This window comes from Solicola gregarius, assembly GCF_025790165.1.
Taxonomy (GTDB): Bacteria; Actinomycetota; Actinomycetes; order Propionibacteriales; family Nocardioidaceae; genus Solicola; species Solicola gregarius.
In genome coordinates this window covers 3,383,908-3,406,000 of record NZ_CP094970.1, presented here as the reverse complement: position 1 = coordinate 3,406,000, position 22,093 = coordinate 3,383,908, and the positions used below count along the sequence as shown (strand labels likewise).

Annotated in this window: 22 protein-coding genes and 1 pseudogene; 14 read left to right on the top strand and 9 right to left on the bottom strand. The window is 68.4% G+C overall.

What is annotated here, in order from left to right; genetic code table 11:
• The first annotated feature begins 101 nt into the window (after positions 1-101).
• From L0C25_RS16620 to L0C25_RS16595, 6 genes are all read left to right on the top strand, one after another.
• Entirely contained in the window at positions 102-989 is an 888-nt protein-coding gene (locus L0C25_RS16620) for an SIS domain-containing protein (protein WP_271632806.1), read from the top strand.
• Complete coding sequence (locus L0C25_RS16615) at positions 986-1,915, top strand: ROK family protein (RefSeq protein WP_271632805.1); 930 nt, start codon at positions 986-988, stop codon at positions 1,913-1,915. The genes L0C25_RS16620 and L0C25_RS16615 overlap by 4 nt, the downstream gene beginning before the upstream one ends.
• A 16-nt stretch (positions 1,916-1,931) precedes the next feature.
• Positions 1,932-3,107 (top strand): N-acetylglucosamine-6-phosphate deacetylase, encoded by a 1,176-nt coding sequence (locus L0C25_RS16610; protein WP_271632804.1) that lies wholly within the window; start codon positions 1,932-1,934, stop codon positions 3,105-3,107.
• Complete coding sequence (locus tag L0C25_RS16605) at positions 3,086-4,021, top strand: 1-phosphofructokinase family hexose kinase (protein WP_271632803.1); 936 nt, start codon at positions 3,086-3,088, stop codon at positions 4,019-4,021. Before L0C25_RS16610 ends, L0C25_RS16605 begins: the two co-directional genes overlap by 22 nt.
• Before the next feature lie 63 nt (positions 4,022-4,084).
• A complete protein-coding gene (locus L0C25_RS16600; RefSeq protein WP_271632802.1) occupies positions 4,085-4,840 on the top strand; it encodes a class II fructose-bisphosphate aldolase in 756 nt (251 codons plus the stop codon).
• A gap of 15 nt (positions 4,841-4,855) precedes the next feature.
• On the top strand, positions 4,856-6,025 hold the full coding sequence (locus L0C25_RS16595) for an amidohydrolase (RefSeq protein ID WP_271632801.1): 1,170 nt from the start codon (positions 4,856-4,858) through the stop codon (positions 6,023-6,025).
• 3 nt (positions 6,026-6,028) lie between these two features.
• Here L0C25_RS16595 and L0C25_RS16590 read toward each other — a convergent pair whose 3' ends face one another.
• A complete protein-coding gene (locus L0C25_RS16590; RefSeq protein WP_271632800.1) occupies positions 6,029-7,012 on the bottom strand; it encodes a tripartite tricarboxylate transporter substrate-binding protein in 984 nt (327 codons plus the stop codon).
• A gap of 83 nt (positions 7,013-7,095) precedes the next feature.
• Between L0C25_RS16590 and L0C25_RS16585 the strand changes: the two genes are divergently transcribed.
• Complete coding sequence (locus L0C25_RS16585) at positions 7,096-8,004, top strand: LysR family transcriptional regulator (protein ID WP_271632799.1); 909 nt, start codon at positions 7,096-7,098, stop codon at positions 8,002-8,004.
• A 4-nt stretch (positions 8,005-8,008) separates the two neighbouring features.
• Here L0C25_RS16585 and L0C25_RS16580 read toward each other — a convergent pair whose 3' ends face one another.
• From L0C25_RS16580 to L0C25_RS16560, 5 genes and pseudogenes are all read right to left on the bottom strand, one after another.
• On the bottom strand, positions 8,009-8,452 hold the full coding sequence (locus L0C25_RS16580) for an SLC5/6 family protein (RefSeq protein WP_271632798.1): 444 nt from the start codon (positions 8,450-8,452) through the stop codon (positions 8,009-8,011).
• Between the two features lie 37 nt (positions 8,453-8,489).
• Positions 8,490-9,317, bottom strand: a pseudogene (locus L0C25_RS24250) (sodium:solute symporter family protein); the annotation flags it as partial.
• A 155-nt stretch (positions 9,318-9,472) separates the two neighbouring features.
• Positions 9,473-9,694, bottom strand: coding sequence for a DUF3311 domain-containing protein (locus L0C25_RS16570; protein WP_271632796.1), 222 nt, complete (start codon positions 9,692-9,694; stop codon positions 9,473-9,475).
• Between the two features lie 4 nt (positions 9,695-9,698).
• Positions 9,699-11,120, bottom strand: coding sequence for an amidase (locus L0C25_RS16565; protein WP_271632795.1), 1,422 nt, complete (start codon positions 11,118-11,120; stop codon positions 9,699-9,701).
• Complete coding sequence (locus L0C25_RS16560) at positions 11,117-12,358, bottom strand: M20 family metallo-hydrolase (protein ID WP_271632794.1); 1,242 nt, start codon at positions 12,356-12,358, stop codon at positions 11,117-11,119. Before L0C25_RS16560 ends, L0C25_RS16565 begins: the two co-directional genes overlap by 4 nt.
• A 267-nt stretch (positions 12,359-12,625) precedes the next feature.
• Here L0C25_RS16560 and L0C25_RS16555 point away from each other — a divergent pair, with 267 nt between their 5' ends.
• The 5 genes from L0C25_RS16555 (at position 12,626) to L0C25_RS16535 (ending at position 16,799) form a co-directional block, all read left to right on the top strand.
• Entirely contained in the window at positions 12,626-13,915 is a 1,290-nt protein-coding gene (locus tag L0C25_RS16555; RefSeq protein WP_271632793.1) for a nicotinate phosphoribosyltransferase, read from the top strand.
• The gene (locus L0C25_RS16550) at positions 13,912-14,463 is read left to right on the top strand and encodes an isochorismatase family protein (RefSeq protein WP_271632792.1); all 552 of its coding nucleotides are present in this window, start codon (positions 13,912-13,914) and stop codon (positions 14,461-14,463) included. Before L0C25_RS16555 ends, L0C25_RS16550 begins: the two co-directional genes overlap by 4 nt.
• A 103-nt stretch (positions 14,464-14,566) precedes the next feature.
• Complete coding sequence (locus L0C25_RS16545; protein ID WP_271632791.1) at positions 14,567-14,860, top strand: RidA family protein; 294 nt, start codon at positions 14,567-14,569, stop codon at positions 14,858-14,860.
• Positions 14,861-14,911: 51 nt separating this feature from the next.
• The gene (locus tag L0C25_RS16540; protein ID WP_271632790.1) at positions 14,912-16,021 is read left to right on the top strand and encodes an alanine racemase; all 1,110 of its coding nucleotides are present in this window, start codon (positions 14,912-14,914) and stop codon (positions 16,019-16,021) included.
• 43 nt (positions 16,022-16,064) lie between these two features.
• On the top strand, positions 16,065-16,799 hold the full coding sequence (locus L0C25_RS16535) for an SDR family NAD(P)-dependent oxidoreductase (RefSeq protein WP_271632789.1): 735 nt from the start codon (positions 16,065-16,067) through the stop codon (positions 16,797-16,799).
• A 41-nt stretch (positions 16,800-16,840) separates the two neighbouring features.
• Here L0C25_RS16535 and L0C25_RS16530 read toward each other — a convergent pair whose 3' ends face one another.
• Genes L0C25_RS16530 through L0C25_RS16520 form a run of 3 tightly spaced genes read right to left on the bottom strand, consistent with a single transcriptional unit; the run spans position 16,841 to position 20,275 of the window.
• A complete protein-coding gene (locus L0C25_RS16530) occupies positions 16,841-18,295 on the bottom strand; it encodes an aldehyde dehydrogenase family protein (RefSeq protein ID WP_271632788.1) in 1,455 nt (484 codons plus the stop codon).
• The gene (locus L0C25_RS16525; protein ID WP_271632787.1) at positions 18,292-19,590 is read right to left on the bottom strand and encodes an NAD(P)/FAD-dependent oxidoreductase; all 1,299 of its coding nucleotides are present in this window, start codon (positions 19,588-19,590) and stop codon (positions 18,292-18,294) included. Before L0C25_RS16525 ends, L0C25_RS16530 begins: the two co-directional genes overlap by 4 nt.
• A 13-nt stretch (positions 19,591-19,603) precedes the next feature.
• Complete coding sequence (locus tag L0C25_RS16520) at positions 19,604-20,275, bottom strand: haloacid dehalogenase type II (RefSeq protein ID WP_271632786.1); 672 nt, start codon at positions 20,273-20,275, stop codon at positions 19,604-19,606.
• 152 nt (positions 20,276-20,427) lie between these two features.
• On the opposite strand from L0C25_RS16520, the gene L0C25_RS16515 reads away from it, so the two are divergent.
• Both L0C25_RS16515 and L0C25_RS16510 read left to right on the top strand, forming a co-directional pair.
• Positions 20,428-21,108, top strand: coding sequence for a GntR family transcriptional regulator (locus tag L0C25_RS16515; RefSeq protein ID WP_271632785.1), 681 nt, complete (start codon positions 20,428-20,430; stop codon positions 21,106-21,108).
• 45 nt (positions 21,109-21,153) lie between these two features.
• Positions 21,154-22,086 (top strand): ABC transporter substrate-binding protein, encoded by a 933-nt coding sequence (locus tag L0C25_RS16510; RefSeq protein ID WP_271632784.1) that lies wholly within the window; start codon positions 21,154-21,156, stop codon positions 22,084-22,086.
• Positions 22,087-22,093: the final 7 nt, after the last annotated feature.

The window sequence follows — 22,093 nt, the reverse complement described above, 5'->3', positions numbered from 1 at the left end:
TACCCGGGAGCGGTGAGCGAGCCGATCAGACCACCTGATCAAGTATGCGCACTTTACGCCCTGTATTGACAGACTCGCGCACCCTGTCGCACAGTTGGGCCGTGCCAGAGACCTACCTCGAGTCCGAGATCGCGACCCAGCCCGACGACTGGCGGCGTGCCGCCGAGGTCGCCCGCAAGTACGCCGACCTGCTGCCCGAGCCCGGCGAGCGAGTCGCCGTGATCGGCTGCGGTACGTCGCTCTACATGGCGCGTGCGTACGCCTCCCTGCGCGAGTCGACCGGTCAGGGGCTGACCGACGCGTGGCCGGCGAGCGAGGCGCGCCTCGCTCGGGGGTACGACCGCGTCATCGCGATCACCCGCTCGGGTACGACGACCGAGGTGCTCGAGGCGCTGCGCGCGTACGACGGTGACGCACGCACGACGGTGATCTCCTCGAGCCCGGGTACGCCCGTGCTCGAGCTGGCCGACCCGATCCTGATCGACGACGTCGACGAGCGGTCGGTCGTACAGACGAGGTTCGCGACCACCACGCTCGCGATCCTGCGGTGGCATCTGGGCGAGGACCTCGCCCCGGTCATCGCGCAAGCGGAGCGCGCGCTCGCCGCCGACCCGGCGCCGGGCGCCCTCCGCAATGCCGAGCAGTTCACCTTCGTCGGCATGGGTCTCGGCGCCGCCGTCGCCGAGGAGTGCGCGCTCAAGATGCGCGAGTCGTGCCAGGCATGGACCGAGGCTTACCCCGCCACGGAGTACCGGCACGGCCCGATCAGCATCAGCGCACCTGGTCGGGTCGTCTGGGCGCTCGGCCCGCTCGTGCCCAACTTCGCCCGCGACGTCGCCGCCACCGGCGCGCACCTCGAACACGATGACGTCGACCCGATGGTCGACCTCGTACGCCTGCAGCGGCTCTGCGTCGTACGCGCCGCCGACGCCGGGCTCGACCCTGACAATCCACGCAACCTGACGCGCTCTATCATCCTCGAACCGTGACTTCAGACGCCCGCGACCTCGTCCTCGCGATCGACGTGGGCGGCACGACGATCAAGTCGGAGATCGTCGACGGCGACGACCGCGTCGTCGCGACCTCACGGGTGCCGACGCCCCATGGGGTCGCCGCCCTCGACGCGATCACCGACGCAGGAAGCGGCCTGATCGCATCCCTTCCCGCCGACGACCGCGATCGCGTCACCCGTGCCGCCGTCGGTCTCCCGGGAATCGTCGACCGTACGCGCGGTGTGGGGGTGATGTCCGGCAACGTCGGCTGGCGCGACCTGCAGATCGCCGAGCCGCTTCGAACGCGCTGGAAGATCCCCGTTGCCATCGATCACGACGTGACGCTTGCCGGTTGGGCGGAGTGGCGCCAAGGCGCCGGCCGCGGCGTCGACGACGTGTGCTTCGTCTCGATCGGCACCGGCATCGCGGCCGCCCTCGTCGTCGGCGGTCGGCTCGTACGCGGCGGCGCGAGCCAGGCCGGCGAACTCGGACACACACCCAGCCGGACGGGCGATCGGCCGTGCGGCTGCGGCGGCCGCGGCTGCCTGGAGACGATCGCGTCCGCCTCCGCGATCGAGCAGGCGTACGCCGAACGCACCGGCTCCCCTCGCGTACCCGCGGAGGACGTCATCGCGCGGCGCGGCAGCGATCCGATCGCGTCCGACGTCTGGTCGGAGGCGATCGCCGCGCTCGCCGACGGCCTCACCCACGTGACGCATGCGGTGAGCCCGAGTCGGGTCGTGCTGGGCGGCGGACTGTCCGGAGCGGGCGACGTTCTCACCACGGCCGTGCACGATGCGATCGCGGCGCGCACCCGGGTGGTCGGCGTACCCGACGTGATGACGGGTGCGTTCGGTGCGCGAGCCGGGATCGTCGGGGTTGCCCTGCTGGCCCGAGTCGGTTCGACCGACAATGAGGCATGAGCTGTGAGCCGATGACATGAGCGAACTGCTGCGAGGCCGGGTCGTCACGCCGGATGCCGTGCTCGACGACGGCGTCGTCGAGGTCGACGGCGACCGGATCGGCTCCGTCTCCCGGGTATCCGCGTGGCGTGCGGACCATCCCGACGACGCACTCCCCGAGCCGTCGGGGACGCTTCTGCCGGGTCTGGTCGACATCCACTGCCACGGCGGGGGTGGCGCGGTGTTCACGACGTCCGATCCGGCCGAGGCGACGACGGCGGCCGAGCACCACCACCGGAACGGCACGACCAGCGTGATGGCCAGCCTGGTGACCGCCTCGCCCGACGACCTCGTCGAACAGGTCACCGCACTCGCGCCACTCGTACGCGCCGGCGTCGTCGCGGGCGTGCACCTCGAGGGCCCGTTCCTGTCCGAGGCACGCTGTGGTGCACAGGATCCCGCGCTGATCGTCGACCCGAACCCGGACGTCGCCACGCGGATCCTCGACGCTGCCGATGACACCGTGGCGATGATGACGATCGCTCCGGAGCGACCTGGTTACGACCGCACGGCCGAGGTGCTCCGCGGCCGCGGTGTCGTCGTCGCGCTCGGGCACAGCGACGCCGACTACGACACGTTCGCGTCAGCCCTTGCCGGGCTGGAGGGCACGGGTGTCGTGACACATCTCGCCAACGGCATGCCACCGTTCCACCATCGTGCGGGGGGTCCCGTCGGAGCGTCACTCGTGGCCGCGTCACAGCGCGTCGCCGTCATCGAGCTGATCGCCGACGGACGGCACGTCGATGCCGGGTTCGTCCGGCTGGCATTCGCGGTCGCCGGCGGGCAGGTCGCGCTCGTCACCGACGCGATGGCCGCAGCCGGCATGGCCGACGGCGAATACGACCTCGGCGGCCAGCGCGTCGGCGTACGCGAAGGTCTCGCTCGGCTCGTCGACGGCGACGGCGAGTTCGGGTCGATCGCGGGCGGCACCAGCAGACTGATCGAGAACGTCGCGCGCTGCGTCAACGAGGTCGGTATTCCGCTGGTCGATGCGGTACGCGCGGCGAGCTCGACACCCGCCCGCGCGGTCGGCCTCGCCGACGCCTGCGGCGCGTTGCTTCCCGGTCGGTACGCCGACGTCCTCGTCACCGACGACCACCTGTCCCTGCGGCGAGTGCTCAGACGAGGCGAGTGGTTGAGCACCGGCCGATGATCCTGACGGTCACACCCAACCCCGCGTACGACGTCACGTACGCCGTGCCCCGGGTCACGCTCGGCGACGTCCACCGCGTTGCCGAGGTACGCGAGCGCGCGGGGGGCAAGGGCATCAACGTCGGCCGGGTGCTCGACCAGCTTGGTGAACCCGTGTGCGTATTGGGGTTCGGCGACGCAGCGTTCACGGCCGCGCTCGATCGCGACGGCATCGCGCACGACCTGGTCGAGGCACTCCCCCACGTACGTCGCACGCTCGTCGTCCATGCGGAGCAGGCGACGTCGTTCTGGGAACCGGGAGCCACTCTTTCCGACGGCGCCGAGGCCGAGCTGATGCGACGTACCGAATCGCGGCTAGCGAATGCGCACGGCCTTGTCGTGTCTGGCAGTCTTCCCCGCGGCACCGATCCGCGGCTCCCGGCACGCCTTGCACAGTTGGCGATCGACGCCGGCGTACCCGTGGTCGTCGACTGCGACGGCGAGCCCTTGCGCCGTGCCGCAAAGGTGCCCGGAGTCGTGCTGATGCCCAACGCCGACGAGGCGCGCGTGCTCGCCGGCGGGTCGGATGACTGGCTCTCGGCCTGCCGTTCGCTGGTGGAGTCCGGCGTACGCGCCGTCGTCGCGACCCGAGGTGAGGACGGCATGGCCGCGATCCTTGCCGACCGCTGTTTGCAGGCGGTGTGCGGCGACCGGCTCGAGGGCAACCCGACGGGTGCCGGCGATGCCGCGGCCGCCGCGATGATCGCAGGCCTCGCGCGCGGGCAGCTCGACTGGTCGACGCTGCTCACGGACGCAGTTTCGACCTCCGCCGCCGCCGTCGTCGCCCCGGCCGCGGGCGAGGTCGACCTGGCGACCCGCGACCGCCTGCGCGCGAAGGTGCGCGTGCACCCTCTCGAGAAGGGACCACCCGGATGACCCTCGTGTCGATGGCCGAACTTCGAGCGCGCGGCGGCCCCGAGCGGCTTGGGCGCGTTCAACGTGATCCAGCTCGAGCACGCGGAGGGGATCGTCGCCGGCGCGGAGGCCGCAGCTCGCCCGGTCGTGCTGCAGGTATCGGAGAACACCGCGCGCTTTCACCGTGCCCTCGCACCCATCGTTCAAGCATGCTTGGCGATTGCCGAGGCGAGCTCGACGCTCGTCTCGGTACACCTCGACCATGCGACGTCGCCGGAGCTCGTCGAGGACGCCGTACGACTCGGCGTCCCATCGGTGATGTTCGACGCCTCGGCACTCGCTCACGACGACAACGTAGCCGCGACGCGAGAGGTCGCCGCGTACTGCCACGAGCGCGAGGTGTGGGTCGAGGCGGAGCTGGGCGAGGTTGGCGGCAAGGACGGCGTACACGCGCCGGGAGCACGTACCGACCCTGCCGACGCCGCGGCGTACGTCGGGGCGACCGGTGTCGACTCGCTTGCCGTTGCCGTCGGCTCGTCGCATGCCATGCTGACCCGCGATGCCGAGCTCGATGACGACCTGATCGCCCGGATCGCCGCCGCAGTTGAGGTTCCGCTCGTGCTGCATGGCTCGTCAGGGGTGCCCGACGACGGCCTCGTCTCGGCCGTACGACACGGCATGCGCAAGATCAACATCGCGACCCAGCTGAACAAGCAGCTGACCGCAGCCGTACGCACGGCGCTCAACGACGAAGGGCTGGTGGACCCGCGCAAGTACCTCGGCCCCGGCCGGGACGCGGTGGCCGCTGAGGTCGAGCGACTGCTGCGGCTGCTCGCGTAGCGCTACGCTTCGGCGATGGCGACCCTCTTTGCTCACGGCGCGTACGTGTGGGGACACGACTCCACCGCGGATGTGCTGATCCGCGATGGTGTGATCGATGCTGTCGGCGAGCTGGATCCAGCTGCTGACGCCGAGACGCTCGACCTCACCGGTCAGGTGCTGATGCCGAGCTTCGTCGAGGCTCACTGCCATCTCGACAAGACACTGTTCGGCGGGCGGTGGGTTCCGCACTCGGCCGGAGACGCCCTCGCGGAGCGAATCGCCAACGATCGTGACCGCAGGCGCGAGCTCGGCATCCCCTCGGTTGACCGGATCGCCGCCCTCCTGCAGCAGATGGCCTCGTACGGCACGACCCACGCGCGCACGCACACCGACGTCGACCCGGATGTCGGCCTGCGCGGCATCGAGGCCGTACGCGAGGCCGCCACTCGAGTCGGGACGGTCTCCGTACACCAGGTCGCCTTCCCGCAGCACGGCGTCCTTGCGACGCCAGGGACCGAGGCGCTGCTCTCCGCTGCGGCCGGCGCCGGCGTCGAGGCGATCGGTGGCATCGACCCCGCCGGAATGGACGGGGATCCCGTACGCCACCTCGACATCGTGTTCGGGATCGCCGAGCGGCATGGTCTCTCGCTCGACATCCATCTCCACGACGGCGGCACGCTCGGTGCGTGGGAACTCGAGCTGATCGCCGAGCGTACGAAGGCCCTGTCCCTCGCCGGACGGGTCGCCGTCAGTCACGCGTACGCGTTCGGCGACCTGACCGACCAGCATCGGGATTCGATCGTCGAGCGCATCGCCGAGGCGGGCGTCTCGATCGTGACCGGAGCCGTCTACAGCTTCCCCGTGCCCCCCGTGAAGACGCTTCGTGCGGCCGGCGCGAACGTCGCCTGCGGTCACGACGGCATCCGCGACCTATGGGGTCCCTACGGAAGCGGCGACATGCTCGAACGGGCAATGCACCTCGCCTACCGGAGTACGTTCCGCCGCGACGCCGACATCGAGCTCGCGCTGGAGGCGGTCACCCTCGGCGGACGTCGGCTCCTCGGCTTCGACGATCGAGGAATCGTGCCCGGCGCGCCCGCCGACCTGGTCGCGGTGCCGGCGGACACGCCGGCCGAAGCGGTGGTCACCCATCCCGCCGAGCGCACGATCGTCCGGGCCGGTCGAGTCGTGACGGCAGCCTAGCTCTCAGCCCGAAGCGAGGCCGAGGTCGGCGACCGCCTTCTCGTACTGGGCGTGCTGCTTGTCGACGTACGCCGCCAGCTTCCGTCCGGACAGGTTCTGCGGCGCGTACCCGTTCGCTGCAAGGAACTCCTGGTACGCGTCGGAGTCCGCCGCCTCCGTGAACGCGTCGCGCAACGTACCGACCCGTTCTGCGCTCGTGCCGGCGGGCGTGACCACGATGTTGTCGACCCCGAACGCGATGTCGTACCCCTTGCTGGGCATCGTCGGCGCGTTGGGGAACGCCTCGACTGGCCGATCGACGAACGCCCCGAGCACCCTGATATCGCCGGCACGCTCCTTCGGGATCGCCGCGGCCGCCGTCGTGACCGCGACGTCGGCCTTGCCGCCAGCCACCGCCCGCACGGCCAGTCGGTCGTCGTCGAAGCGCTTCTGTACGAGGTCCGCACCGGACTTCTCGGCGAACAGCAAGGCGTCGATCCCCTGTGGGGTCTGACGTCCGGTGCTGGCCACCTTGGTCGTCAGCTCCTTGGAGATCGCGACGAGGTCGCGCAGTCTGTCGTACGGAGCGTCCTTGTCGACGGAAAGCACGACAGGCTGGGTCGACGTCATCAGCACCGGCTCGAAGTCGTCGATGCCGTCGTACCCGACATCCGACAACTGCGGCTGCAGTGTCAGCGCGGACGTCGGCGCCACGCCAACAGTGCGCCCGTCGGCCTCGGCCGCGGCTACCGCGGCCAACGGCGAGGCACCGTCTCCACCGCTGAGGTCAGGCTCCCCACCGAGCGCCGGCCCGGTCTGGTCGACGAGCGTCCGGACGCCCTTCTCGCCGGACGTCCCGGCCGCGTACGCGCTGACGATCTCGACGGCGTCCTGCTCCGACGTACGCGGGTCGTCATCGTCCGACGCACACGCAGTCATGACAACGGCGGCCGCCGCAAGCGGCACGACGTATCTCAGCCCGGTCGGCATCAACCCATCCCAACTCATCGCGTCCTCGTCCCGACGAACGCTACATGCGAAAGGCAAGGCAAGCCCGCACCCACGTCGCCGCGTACGCCTATCGTCGGTCCATGACGCCGTTCACGTTGACCCAGTTGCGCTACTTCGCCGCGGTCGCGGAGGCGGACAGCATGACCGCTGCCGCCCGCGAGTTGATGATCACGCAGTCCGCGCTCTCGACGGCGATGTCCCAGCTCGAGAAGGCGCTCGGAGTGCAGCTGTTCATGCGGCAAGGCACCCGCGCGCTCCGCCTGACCGCCGCCGGCGCGCAGTTCGTCCGCGATCTCACGGTCTTCCTCGAGCACGCCGACTCCCTGTACGAGGCTGCGCAGGGACTCGCGAAGTCGCCCGTCGGCGTGCTCTCGGTCGGTGTGTTCGGCCCCCTCGCATCCGTACGGCTACCGCTCATCCTCGATGAGCTCGAGCGCCGCTACCCCGGCCTCGAGGTGACGATCCACGAGTCCGACCTCGCCGACCAGCAGGATGCATTGCGATCCGGGCGATGCGAGATCGCACTGACGTACGGCCTCGGCCTCGCCCGCGGATTCACCGCCCAGGCGCTTCAGCGCATCCCGCCGCACGTGATCGTCTCGCGCGAGCACCGCCTCGCGAGGCGACCCGAACGGCCTGTGCACCTCCGAGCGCTCGAGGACGATCCGCTGATCCTGCTCGATCTCCCGCACAGTAGGGAGTACTACGAGAGCCTGTTCCGGCTCGTCGGCGTCACGCCGAACGTGCGCCACCGCCTCGTCGGGTACGAGACGGTGCGCTCGTTCGTCGCCCGTGGCCACGGCTACGCGCTGCTCAACCAGCGCCTCCAGCATGACCTCACGTACACCGGCGACAGCGTCGTGCCGATCCAGATCGCCGACGAGCTACCGCCGATCGAGTTGATGCTGGTGCGCCCGAGCGACGTACGCCCGACCCGTCGCGCGCTTGCGTTCGAGGAGGTCTGCCGCACGCTGTACGGCGAGACCTGAGCGGTCAGCGCGCCGCGACGTACTCCTCCACCTCCTCGTCCTCGTGTGCGGGCGTCGCATACGACACCGCAACCATCACGACGATGTTCGCGATCAGACCGATGATGCCGGGATTGATGTCGAACGGCGTGGTGTCCGGGCCGTACTGGAAGAAGTAGTTCAGCGCGGCGCCGACGAGGAGTCCCGCGAACACCCCGGATGCCGTCGCCCGCCGCCAGTACAGCGCGCAGTAGACGCCCGGCGCGAACTGCACGATCGACCCGTATGCGCCGAGGAGCAGATCGATGAGCCCCTGCCCGCCGTAGATCGCGATGAGGTACGCCCCCGCGCCGATCACCACGACGGCCGAGCGCATGATCAGCAACGTCGTTCGCTCGGAGATGTCGTCCTTGACCTTGCGGACGAGGCCGTCGGTGAACTTCGAGTGCAGCGCTGTGCGTGATCGCATCGGCCGACGACATCGCCGCCGCGAGTGCGCCTGCGCCCACCAGTCCGTACATCCATCCGGGCATGTCGAGCACCGTCGTGATCATGTACGGAAGGATCTCGTCCGGAAGTACGGTGCCCGACTCGATCACGCCGACAGCGGCGAAGCCCGCCAGCAACAAGGGCACCAGGAACAGCGCGAAGATCGGGTACACGATCACGGTCTGCTTGATGGTTCGCGGCCTCGACGAGTACGACTTGGAGAACAGGTGCGGCCACATCAGCAGGCCGATCAGGGACACCAGGATCGTGGTGGTGTACGCCATCGTCGACATCGTCGAACCGTCGTGGCCGATCTCCAGGAAGCCGGGGTTGTCCGCGGCGATCCTCTCGAACATCGACCCGCTGCTGTCGTGCAGCTCGCGTACGACCGCGATCCCCACAACCCATGCCACGATGACCATCAGCGCACCTTGGAACACGTCAGACCAGGCGGCTGCTCGCAGGCCACCGGTCGCGACATAGATGACGACGATGCCGTAGGCGATCAGTGCACCGAGCTTGAACGGCACGGCGTCGTCGGTCATGACGTTGAAGACGTACGCCATCCCCTTCATCTGGGTGGCGAGATACTGGATGAACCCGAGCAGCGCGATGACGGTGACGAGCACTGGTACGGCCTTGTTCGGATACCGCGCGTAGAAGAAACCGGACATCGTGTACAGGTTGAGCTTTCGGCCGATGCTGCCGACCTTCGGGCCGATGATGTACCACGGCAGGATGCCGAACGCCGTGTACACGATGATGTAGTACGCCGGTGCGCCCTGGGCGTACGCCCATCCCGGGGCACCGAGGAACGAGAAGGCGCTGAACACGGCGCCGCCCATCAGGAAAGCCGTCACGACGAAGCCGAGCGAGCGGTCGGCCACGACGAACTCGGACAGCGAGCCGCCGCGCCCCTTTCCTGCCAGTACACCGATCACGAGCGCGATCGCGAGGTAGGCGATCATGATCACCATTGCGAACTGCCAATCGTCCATGATCAGTCCTCCTCCGTGCCTCGGTTGTCGGGATCGACGCGATAGAGCAGCGCGACGCAGATCGCGATGATCACGACCCAGAGCACGACCCAGAAGAAGCCGAACGGGAGTCCGGCGACGATGGGCGTGGCCCGGTTGGCGATCTCGAAGACCGGAAACATCACCGGTACGAACGTGATGACGCAGATCACCACGAACAACGTCCGGAACGATCTCTGACTCATCGACTCACCTCAAGGATTCGATGTCGGGATGGTTGTTCCCCCGTGGTCGAAACTGCTCCAACGCGGCACCCACACGAAACACGCTCGCGTCGTCGTACGGGTGGCCGACGATCTGCACGCCGGTCGGTACACCGGTCGACGCGACGCCGCTCGGGACGGCGAGCACGGGACACCGGTTGGCGATGTTGAACGGCAATGTCAGGTGCGACTCCCAGTAGTGCTCGAGATGAACGCCGTCGATGTCGATGCCGTCCAGGTAGTCGCCGTCGGCAGCCAGGGCAGGCGTACACGACGTCGGACAGATCAACGCATCGAACCCGCGCATCGCCGTCGCGAGCTCGGACTGCAGGCGCGTCTCGGCACGAAGGCCGTCGACGAACCTGTTGCGTTCCGCGGCCGCACGCGCGTCGGCGATGAACCGTCGGGTGTACTCCGCGAGCTCCGCCTCATGACCCGCGGTCTCGTCCTCCATCGCCGGGCCGAGGATGTGGCCGAAGTGCGTGAAGGCGGTCTCCGCGATCGCACGGGAGCTCCACGGCAGCTCGACGTCCTCGACGACCGCCCCGGCGTCGGCGAGGGCGCGCGCGACAGCGTACGTGTGCTGCTCGACCTCGGTGGTGACCCGGTAGTCACCGAGGCGCATGCACAGCGCGATACGCAGGTCGGCGACGTCTGCGCGTACCGGGATCGTGATGTCGGGCCAGATCGAGCTGTGGTCGTCCGGATCGCGACCCAGCATGACGTTCGCGAGGAGTGCGGCATCGGCGATCGTCCGTGCCATCGGCCCGTCGCCGCGGTACGGGTCTGCCGACAAGGGCCGCACGCCCGGGATGCGCCCGTACGGCGCCTTGTAGCCGACCGTGCCGGTGAAGGCGGCAGGTACGCGCGTCGACCCGGCGATGTCGGACGCAGTGGCCAGCGGCGTGAACCCCGCGGCCAGCGCTGCGCCCGACCCGCCGGACGAGCCGCCCGGCGAGTAGTCGAGGTTCCACGGGTTGCGGGTGACTCCCCACAGCGGGCTGTGCGTGACGGTCGCACAGCTGTACTCGGGTGAGGTCGTACGCGCGTGCACGATGCCGCCTGCGCGTCGGATGCGCTCGACGACGGGGTGCGTCACATCGCTGACGTCGTCGCGCCGAAACGTCAGCCCCTGCGAGAGGCTACGCCCGGCGAGCATGTGCTTCTCCTTGGTGGCAACCGGAAGTCCAAGGAGGCCTGGCCGCTCGACGCCTTGCTGGTAACGCGCCTCGGCGTCGCGTGCGGCGTCGAGTGCTTCGTCGAACATCGTTTCGGTGTACGCGTTGATCGGTGCGCCGACGTGTTCATGCCGCTCGATCACCGCGCGCATCAGCTCGACCGGCGACAGTTCCTTTGCCCGGAACAGGCCCAGTGCTGCCGTGGCGTCGAGTAGATGAAGGTCGGTCATCGCTCGTCGTCACCCGCCAATGCGCCGTGCACGAGCTCGTACGCGACGTCGGTCAGTACGTCGACGCCCCGGACCATCGCGGCGTCGGTCGAGAACTCCCGCTCGCAGTGCGAGACGCCGTCGACGCTCGGGATGAACAGCATCACCGCGGGCACCGCGGTGTTCAGTGCGACCGAGTCGTGGCCGGCCATGGTCGGTAGCCGGCGCGAGGAGTAACCGAGACGGTCGGTCACACGGGCGGCCAGCGCGATACCGTCCTCGCGGAAGTAGCGGATCGGGCGGATGTCGAAGTCGCGTACGTTGATCGTCAGGCTGCTTGCCCGAGCGAGCTCCTCGACCTGACGCACGAGAGCCGCACGCGCGGCATTGACCGTCTCCGGGTCGCCGGAGCGTAGGTCGGCGACGAGGTGCACGCGACGGGCGACCACGATCGGTGAGTTCGGCTCCACGAACAGCTGCCCGACCGATGAAACGAGGGTCTCGGGTTCGAAGTCCTCGGTGACGTCGTGCACCATCAGGACGATCCTGGACGCGGCGACGAGCGCATCATGACGGTCGGCCATCGCGGTCGCGCCCGTGTGTGACTGCTCGCCGAGCACGTCGATATCGAGCTTCTGGGTGTACCAGCTGCTCTCGACCAGGCCGATGTCGATGCTCTCGCGCTCCAGTCGGCGACCCTGCTCGATGTGGATCTCTGCGTAGCTGGCGGCCGACGGCGCTTCGTCGGTGCCGAGGAACCCGATGTCGGCCAGCGCCTTTCGTACGGTCACGCCGTCGGGATCGGTGACGTCGAGCATCGCGTCGCGGTCGAAGAGCCCGGTGTAGACCGAGCTGCCCATGATGCTCGGCTGGAACCGGCTGCCCTCCTCGTTGAACCAGTTCACGACCGCGAGGTTGTATGCGGGTATGGCGCCTGCGAGCCGCTCGTCGATGCGCTCCGCCGCGTGCATCGCCGCGAGCACGCCGTATGCACCATCGAACCGTCCGGCGAGGGGCTGGCTGTCGAGATGCGAGCCCACCACGACGTACGATGCGCCGGGATTCCACTCGTACAACCCGAACATGTTGCCGATGCCGTCAACCGCGACCGGGCGGCCGGCGTCACGCATCCAGCCGGCGAACCACGTACGCGTCCGGCCGTCGTCGGCGGTCGCGGCCTGCCGCTCGACACCGTCATGCGCGGTCGCGCCGATAGTCGCGACGTGGTGGAAGTCCCGCAGGAACGCCTCGCTGCTCATCTGCACCTCCGTTGGCGCAACATCTTGGCGAGCGGAGCACGATAGGTCCAATTGAATCTTTCTGACGTACTGATCGATTGAATCTACGAGTGAGCTTGTCGTCTGGCGGGTTCCCGCCTCGCCTCCTGGGCTTCCGTTCGCCCGCGAGTGGCGCACATCTGTTGCTGAAACGCCCCGCGGCCAACGGATCTGCGCCACTCGCGAAGCCACGAGCGCCCCGGACGGACCTCCGCGTCTCCTGCCGACATACCGCCGTACGCTTGGCGGGTGACCACAGCGTTGCTCACCGACCAGTACGAGCTCACCATGCTGCAGGCGTCCTTGCGCGACGGCACGGCCACCCGGCGCGCCGTGTTCGAGATGTTCCCGCGTCGCCTGCCCGACGGCCGCCGCTACGGGATCGTCGCCGGCACGGGTCGGCTGCTCGACGCGATCGCCGAGTTCCGCTTCGACGATGCCGCACTCGGGCATCTCGCGGAGCACCACATCGTCGACGGCTCGACCCTCGACTGGCTGGCCGACTACCGCTTCACCGGCGACATCTGGGGCTACCCCGAGGGTGAGGCATTCTTTCCCGGGTCGCCGCTGCTGATCGTCGAGGGGACGTTCGGCGAGGCGGTCGTGCTGGAGACCCTCGCGCTCTCGATCCTCAACCACGACAGTGCGATCGCGTCCGCCGCGTCGCGGATGATCACCGCCGCGGGAGGCCGCCCGTGCATCGAGATGGGCTCGCGGCGTACGCATGAGCGGGCGGCGGTGGCGTCGGCGCGCGCAGCGTACATCGCGGGCTTCGATGCGACCTCGAACCTCGAGGCGGGCCGCGTACACGGTATTCCCACGGCAGGCACGAGCGCGCACGCGTTCACGCTGCTCCACGACGACGAGCGGGACGCCTTCGCCTCCCAGGTCGCGTCGCTCGGTCGGGGCACGACACTGCTGGTCGACACCTACGACATCGAGACGGCCGTACGCGCCGCCGTCGATGTCGCGGGAACCGAGCTCGGCGCCGTACGCATCGACTCGGGCGACCTGCCGCAGCTCGCAGCGCAGGTGCGCAAGCAGCTGGATTCCCTCGGCGCCACGAAGACGCGGGTCATCGTCACCAGCGACCTCGACGAGCATGCGATCGCGGCGCTCGCCGCCGCACCCGCAGACGGGTACGGCGTCGGCACATCGCTGGTCACCGGCTCCGGTCACCCCACGTGCGGGTTCGTCTACAAGCTCGTCGCACGCGGAGCCGACGGCGATCTGATCGGTGTCGCGAAGAAGAGCAAGGACAAGCTGTCGGTCGGCGGCCGCAAGTACGCGTGGCGGCGGATCGGCGCTGCCGGCGTCGCGACGCAGGAGGTCATCGGCATCGGTGAGCATGCAGCACCGCGGGACGGTCGCGAGCTGCTCGTCCCGCTCGTACGTTCGGGTGAACGCGTCTTCGACGAATCCTTGGAATCGGCACGACAGCGAAGGCGTACGAGCGTCGAGGAGCTCCCCCCACACGCCCGGCAGCTGTCGCACGGCGAACCCGCAATCGAGACCACCTATCTCCGGGAGGGACGATGACCAGGACGCTCATCGTCGTCGACGTCCAGAACGACTTCTGTGAAGGCGGATCGATGGGTGTCGACGGCGGCAGCGCGGTCGCCACGGCGATCCGCGACACGGTCGAGAGCGGCGCGTACGACCTCGTGATCGCGACCAAGGATCACCACATCGATCCCGGCGACCACTTCAGCGACGATCCCGACTTCGTCGACTCCTGGCCGCCGCACTGTGTCGTCGGCACACAGGGCGAGGAGTTCCACGAGCCGATCGACGAGTCGATGTTCGTCGACATCTTCCGCAAAGGCGAGTACGAAGCGGCGTACTCCGGCTTCGAGGGCAAGGACGCCGACGGCCTCGATCTCGCCACCTGGCTACGAGATCGCGACGTCACGACGTTCGACGTCTGCGGCATCGCCACCGACTACTGCGTCCGCGCGACCGCGCTCGACGGCGCCCGCGAGGGCTTCTCGGTGACGGTCTTGCGCCCGCTGACCGCGGCTGTCGCCGATGCGAACCTCCCGCGCGTCGAGCAGGAGTTCGCGGCCGCCGGGGTCACGCTGCGCTGAGCCTCCGGCGAGGCACCGATCGATACGGTGGGCACATTGTTGACAATCGCCTGTCGGCACCATACTGTCGGCGAGATTAATCACCGAGGGGAAGGCGGCCTTCATGGCGTACGCCGTCGAGTCGGCGAATGACCGGCTGATCGCGCTCGGCCACTCGCTGCCACCCTTGTCCGCGGACCCGAAGCACGCCGCCTACCGGACGGCCGACTCCGCCATCTACGTCTCCGGGCAGCTGCCGTACTGCGACGGCGGGCTGATGGACGATGGCGTCCTCGGCCTCGACCTCGATGTCGACGTGGCGCGGCCGCTGGCAGTCCAGGCGCGCTCGGCGATCGGCGTTGCCGCACTGCCGCGGAACAGCCCGGCGGAGATCCGCCTGGTCTGCGGCCGCGCATAACCGCCCACGTACGCAGCCCGCGTGGCCTCGCTATTCAGCCAAGGAGTTCCGATGCACAGCCTGCAGCAGGCCCTCGACGGGCTACTCGGTGACGAACTCGACACCCCGTCGCCGATCGTCGTCCGGGAGACGATGCAGCGCAACATCGAACGGATGCAGGCGCTTGCCGACGAACGCCATCAACACCTACGTCCGCACGTCAAGACGCACAAGTGCCTCGAGATCGGCCGCCTGCAACTCGCCGCCGGCGCCGCCGGGATCACCGCGGGCACCGTTGGCGAGGCCGAAGTGTTCGCCGCGGCCGGCTTCGACGACATCTTCCTCGCGTACCCCGTCTGGCCCGCCGGTACGAAGGGCCGGCGGATCCGCCGGCTCGCCGAGCGAGTCGGGCTGCGAGTCGGCGTCGACTCCTTCGAGTCCGTCGATGCCCTCGCCGACGCCATGGGAGACGCGCCGGACCGCCTGCAGATCGTCGTCGAGGTCGACTGCGGAGCCCGGCGTTCCGGCACCACGGCCGAGCAAGCGGGAAGGCTGGCGGCGCACGCCCGAGCCCGCGGCCTCGTACCGGTCGGGATCTACACATACCCGGGTCACGGCGGTTCGAGACCGGAGGACCGAGTCGGCGCAGCCAAGGACCAAGACCAGGAGCTCACCGCCGCCGTACGAGCCCTGGCCGGCGTCGGTGTCACCGCGGAGGTGGTGAGCGCCGGCTCCACTCCGACGGTCGAGTACTCCACGAGCGAGGTCATCACGGAGGTCCGCCCGGGCGAGTACGTCTTCTGCGACCGCGACAACGTACGTCTCGGCGCGTGCACTGACGATCAGATCGCCCTGTTCGTCGCCTCGACGGTGGTGAGCACGCAGGTGCCGGGTCAGGCGATCATGGACGTCGGTACCAAGGCCCTCGGCCGCGAGGGCAACCCGCAGCGTGGCTACGGAGGCGTCGCGGGCGATCCGGCGGTTCTGTCCCGCCTCAACGAGTACCACGGCTATCTGCAGGTGCCGCCAGAGCAGTCCCAGCCGACCGTGGGCACGGTGCTGCCGGTCGTACCGAACCACGTGTGCCCGGTGGTCAACAGCTTCGAGGAACTTGTGGTGACCGACGCACAGGGCGCCAGCGTCGAACGCTGGCCGGTCGCGGCGCGCGGCCTGCTCGGCTGACATCCCCTACCCACAACGACGATCGCCCGCTCGGAGAACGACCATGAGACTCGAGAACACCACCGCCCTCGTCACCGGCGCGACTAGCGGCATCGGCGAGGCCGTCAGCGCGCGCTTCCGCAACGAGGGCGCCCGACTGGTGCTCACCGGCAGGCGCAACGTCCTGGAGTCTGCGGGCGCGTCCGATCTTTACGTACCCGGCGATCTCAACGATGAAGCGTTCGTATCGGCCCTTGCGGACAAGGCGAAAGCCTCCTTCGCCGGCGTCGACGCGATCGTGATCAACCACGGGCTGCAGCGCAGCAGCGCATTGACCGAGATGCCGTACGAGGACGCCCGCGACGTGCTGCACAGCAACCTGCTCAGCGCGTTCCTCGTCATGAAGCACTTCGCTCCCCTGGTGCCAAAGTCGGGAGGCTCCATCGTCTGCGTAGGCTCACGATTGGGCATCGTCGGCAAACCCGAGGAGGTCCTCTACTCCGCGGCGAAGGGCGGACTCATCATGCTCGCGAAGGGAGCCGCGATCGAGTGGGCGCCGCGCAACATCCGGGTCAACGTCGTGGCACCCGGCCTCACGGCCACGCCGATCATCGAGGCGTCCATCCAGCGCAGGGCCGATCCCGACGCCTACCGCCGCGAGCGGGAGTCCGCGATCCCTCTCCAGCGTCTCGCCACATCCGACGAGGTCGCCGAGGCGATCCTGTTCCTCGCCTCCCGCGAGTCTTCGTACATCACCGGCGCCGTGCTGCCGGTCGACGGCGGCTATACGGCGTTCTAGCCTGCCGCTAGGCGGGGCAGGCTGCATTGGTCGCGGTGGTGTCAGCCGGCGAGGATGACGCTCCTCGGCGCGGACAGCTCGCGAACCGCGAAGCGGACGCCCTCGCGTCCGATGCCGGAGGTTCCGAAGCCGCCGAACGGCATCGCATCGATCCGGAAGTCGCTCGTCTCGTTGACGAGTACGCACCCAGCGCGCAGCTCACCAGACAGCCGCTTCGCCGTATGTACCGATTCAGTGAACACGCCCGCATGCAGTGCGTCCCCCGTCGAGTTCGCGTTCGTCACGGCGTCGGCGTACGACTCGAAGGGCTCGACGACGACAACCGGGCCGAAGATCTCCTTGGTCAGCAAGGTCGACCCAGTCGGTACGTCGGTCAGCACCGTCGGCTCGTAGAAGGACCCTCGTCGTACCGCGCCCGTCCACACCGTGGCGCCTTGGCGCACGGCGTATTCGACCTGTCCTTCGACCCGACGCGCGGCCGCCTCGCTGATCATGGGTCCGATGTCGGTGTCGGGCGCAGTCTTGGCGCCGACCTTCAGCGCACCGGTCCCGGCGACGACACGGCGCAGGAAGGTGTCGTGCACACGCGAGTGCACGTACACCCGCTGCACGGATAGACAGTTCTGGCCGGCCGCTCCGAACGCACCGTCGACCACGGCGCTGACTGCGCGGTCGACGTCGGCGTCCTCGCACACGATCGTCGGGTTGTTGCCGCCGAGCTCCATCAGCAGCTTCTTGATACCGGCCGACCGAGTGATCGCCTCGGCGGTGTGCGGGCCGCCGGTGAACGAAACCGCGGCGAGCCGTGAATCGGAGACGAGCGCGTTGCCGACCTCGTAGTCGCCACACACGACGGCGATCCGGTCAGCCGGGACCCCTGCGCTCAGCAGCACCTCGGTCAGGGTCAGCGCGGTCAGTGGGGTGTGCTCTGACGGCTTCAGGATGACGCCGTTGCCCGCAAGCAACGCCGGACCGACCTTGTGCGCAACGAGGTTGAGCGGATCGTTGAACGGCGTGATCGCGCCAACGACGCCGAGCGGCTCGCGCGTGTACCAACCGATCTTGCCCGCTCCACGCGGACTCGAGTCGAACGGGATGGTCTCGCCGATGAGCGCGTCGGCAACGGTCGCCGAGAGGGTCAGGGTCTCGATGCACCGATCGACCTCGCCGCGCGCCTCGGTGACGGTCTTGATGCCCTCGGCCGCGATCAGGGCCGCGAACTCGTCTCGCCGCTCGGCGACCCCGGCCGCGGCTCGCCGGAGCGCCGCCTGCCGCTCGCGTACGGGCCATTCCGCACGCGCGTTGCTCAGATGACCGATGGCGCGGGCGACGTCCGCTGGGCTCGTACGAGCGGCGTAGCCGACGACGGCGCCGTCCTCGGGGTCGAGGACGGCCTCGTCGCCCGCCGGCACCCAGCGTCCCTCGACGAACGCCCCACCAGGGAGTGCGGGAGCCCGGCGCTGCTCGGCCGCATGTGGTGAGACCGTCGACGTCATCGGCGTCCGCCGGTCAACCTGTTCCAGCCGTCGACGACGTGCGCGCCGGCGCCGACGATCGGCAGGAACCACGGCGACCCGAGATTGCCCGGGACTGCAGGGAACTTGTCTCCGGCCCACGGGTACGACTCGGACTTACCCGCAAGGTAGAGCCCCATCTCGCGTCCCATGTGAGTCGCCATCTGCACCCCGTGCCCGCTGTAGCCCAGCGAGTAGTGCGCGCCCTTGGTCATCCCGGTGTGCACCATCTGGTCGAGGGTGATGTCGACGAGGCCGCCCCAGGTGTAGTCGATCCGCGCCGAGCGCAACGCGGGAAACACCGTCGTCATCGCCTTCCTCAGCACCTTCGCGCTACGTAGATCCGAGTCGGGGTTGGAGAGTGCGAACCTCGCTCGCCCACCGAACAACAGCCGGTTGTCGGGCGTCATCCGGAAGTAGTACGTGAGCATCTTGCTGTCGGACGCCATCCGGCGGGTCGGCAGCAGCTCAGCGGCGAGCTCGGGACCGAGCGGCTCCGTCACGACGATGAAGCTGCCGACCGGCAGAACCCGGCGGCGCAACCACGGCGTGAGTTTGCCGGTGTAGCCGCTGGTCGCGATCAGCACCTCCGCGGCGCGTACCGAGCCCCGGGTGGTCTGCAGCACCGTCTGAGCGCCGTGTGGCGTCATCGACGCCACACCCGCCTTCTCGCACAGGTACGCGCCGCTCTGTGCCGCGGCGCCGGCGAGCCCGTGCACGAACTTCCCGACATGTAGACCCGCACCTCGCGGATCGACCATGCCTCCGACGTAGAACGGCGACGCGATCTCGGCCCCGAGGTCCGCCCCGTCGAGCACCGTGACGTCGGGAAGCTCCGCAATCCGGTTGATCTCGTCCTGGGCGGCACGTAGACCGTCGAGGTCCCGCTGGTTGCAGGCGAGCGCCAGCTTGCCCGACCGCTCGAAGTCGCAGTCGATCGCGAATTCGTCGACGAGGTCCTCGATGGTGCTGATCGCTCGGTCGTACTCCAGGTGCATGGCGACGGCGCGTTCACGACCGTAACGCGAGATTGCCGTGCCCATGCCGATAGCGAGTCCGGTGGTGGCCATGCCACCGTTGCGCCCGGAAGCTCCCCACCCGAGAGTCTCGGCCTCGAGAACGACCACCTTGGCACCATGCCGGGCGAGCTCAACGGCCGCCGACAGGCCGGTCAGACCGCCGCCGACGATCGCCACGTCGGCGGTCTCGGGCACCGGGGTGCGACGGTAATCGCCGGACGGTTCGGCGGTGTCGTACCAGTAGGACGTCAGCTTCAAAGTGCCGTCCCGCCTACGCGATGCCGAGCAGCTTGTTGACCTCGTCGAGCGAGTCGACCTTGGTGTAGTCGTAGACCGGCACCAGCGGGTCGAAGCCACGGTCGAGGAGGACCAGGTTCGAGAAGCCGAGATGGTACGCCGGAACCATGTCGTACAGCGTGTGCGAGGCGATGTGCAGGAAGTCCGCGGGTGACGCGTTCAGTGTGTCCATCATGTACTCGAACGCTTGGAAGCGCGGCTTGTAGACGCCGGCCTGCTCGGCTGTGAGCACGGCATGGAACGGCGCGCCCAGCTTGGCCGCCGACACCTCGAGGAACGCATTGTCGGCGTTCGACAGGATCACCAGGGGGAAGTGCTCCGCCATGGTCGCAAGCGGCTTCGGCACGTCGTCGTGTGCGCCGAAGTTCAGCACGGCCTCGCCGAGACGCTCACCGGCATCCGGCGAGGACTTGATGTCCCAGCGTGCGCAGACCCGGTCGAACGCGTCCTGCAGCACCTGGCGGTACGGGTAGTACGTACCCATGACTTGGTCGTAGCGGTACTTGCTGAACCTCGCCAGGAAGGTCGGCCACTGCTCCTCGGAGAGCTGGTCGCCCACCAGCTCGCGGGTGACCGGAGTCAGCTGCCAGTCGATGAGGGTGCCGTAGCAGTCGAACGAAATGTACTTCGGCCGGAATTCCGTCATGGCCGTCTCCTTCGCAATGATTCGGGGCTCGCCTCGTGGCGGTGGACCGACACTAACCCAAAAGTTGCCGACTGTCGACAATGTGCAGTCGCCTGTTGACTGTGGGCGGTGTGCAGGATTACAGTCTCCGCAATCTCAGCCAGGAGGCACACGTGAACCGGATCTCGAGCCTGAAGTCCCTAGAGATGAAGTCCGTGCCCGAACGCATCAGCGACGACCTACGTCAGCTGATCGTCAAGGGCACGCTCGAGCCGGGCGAGCAGCTCAGCGAGGTGGCCCTTGCCAACCAATTGGGCGTCTCCCGCTCCCCGGTACGCGAGGCGCTGCAGCAGCTCGTACGCGAGCGGCTGCTGGTATCGAGCCGCAATCGGGGCGTACGCGTCGCCCGGTTCACCGATGGCGACATCGCCGAGATCTACGACGCTCGCCGCGCCATCGAGACGTTCGCGGCACAGGCGATCGTCGCGTCGGGATCCGATCGAGTCGCCGAGGTCGTCACCGGACTGCGCGAGACACTCACCGATCTGGACAACGCAGTGCGGGCGCGCGACTACCGACTCGTCTCCGAGGTCGACCTCTCGTTCCATCGCCGGCTGGTCGACGGGGCGGGCAATTCCCGCCTCAGCGACGCATATTCGATCCTCTATGCCGAGGCGCTCACCTGCGCGCATTGGCTGGAGATCGCCCGCCCGGCCGGCGACGAGCTGGTACGCGATCACGAGCAGTTCATCACCGCACTCGAGGCCGAGGATCCACAACGCCTCGCCGACATCATCGCTACGCACCTGAGCAGCGCCGCTCACCACCTGACCGAGAGCAAGCACGCCAACTGATCCGGGTCCAGCACGGGGGCCGACTCGGACGTACAGGAGAACACCATGAACATTCGTCATTGTGCTGGGGCCGCGCTGGCCGGCACTGCGCTCGTACTCTCCCTCGCCGCGTGCTCGGATCACTCGGACGCCGGGGGAACGTCCACGACCACCGAGCAGGAGTCCGACATCACCAAGGGTGTCGAGGCGGACCCGGCAGCCGAGAAGCTGGTGCCCGACGACGTCAAGGACGCGGGTGCGATCACGGTCGCCATGGATCTCAGCTACCCGCCGACGTCCTTCCTCTCCGAGGGCGACAAGCAGCCGATCGGCTACAACGTCGACATCGCGAACCTCATCGGGACCAAGCTCGGGCTCGACGTGGATATCAAGGACGTCTCGTTCGAGACGATCATCCCGGGACTGCAGGGCGGGCGGTACGACTTCACCACCACGAACATGTCGCCGACGCCTGAACGGCTCAAGGTGCTCGACATGATCACCTACTGGGAGGCCGGCTCATCGCTGATCACCGCCAAGGACAACCCCGAGGACTTCACCTTCGAGGATCCGTCGACCCTGTGTGGCCACAAGGTCGCGGTGATGACCGGCACTACCCAGGCCGAGATCTACCTGCCCGAGATCTCCAAGGAGTGCAATGCCGCCGGCATGGACGATGTGGACGCCACGACCTTGCCGAACGTCCAGGATGCGCTGACTCAGCTCGCGTCGGGACGCCTCGAGACGGTCTTCTACGACACCTCGTCCCTCGCGTGGGCGGCTAAGCAGCAGCCCGATCAGTTCGACCTGCTGGAACCGCAGTACCAGAAGAAGGTCGGCAACGACATCGTCGCGATCGGCCTCGACAAGAAGTCTCCCCTTACCGAGGCGATCCATGGGGCCGTGCAGTCGATGATGGACGACGGTACGTATGAGGAGGCTTTGAGTAGGTGGGGCCTCGAAGCGGGTGCAATGGACACGTCCAAGATCCTCAGTTGACGGGCTG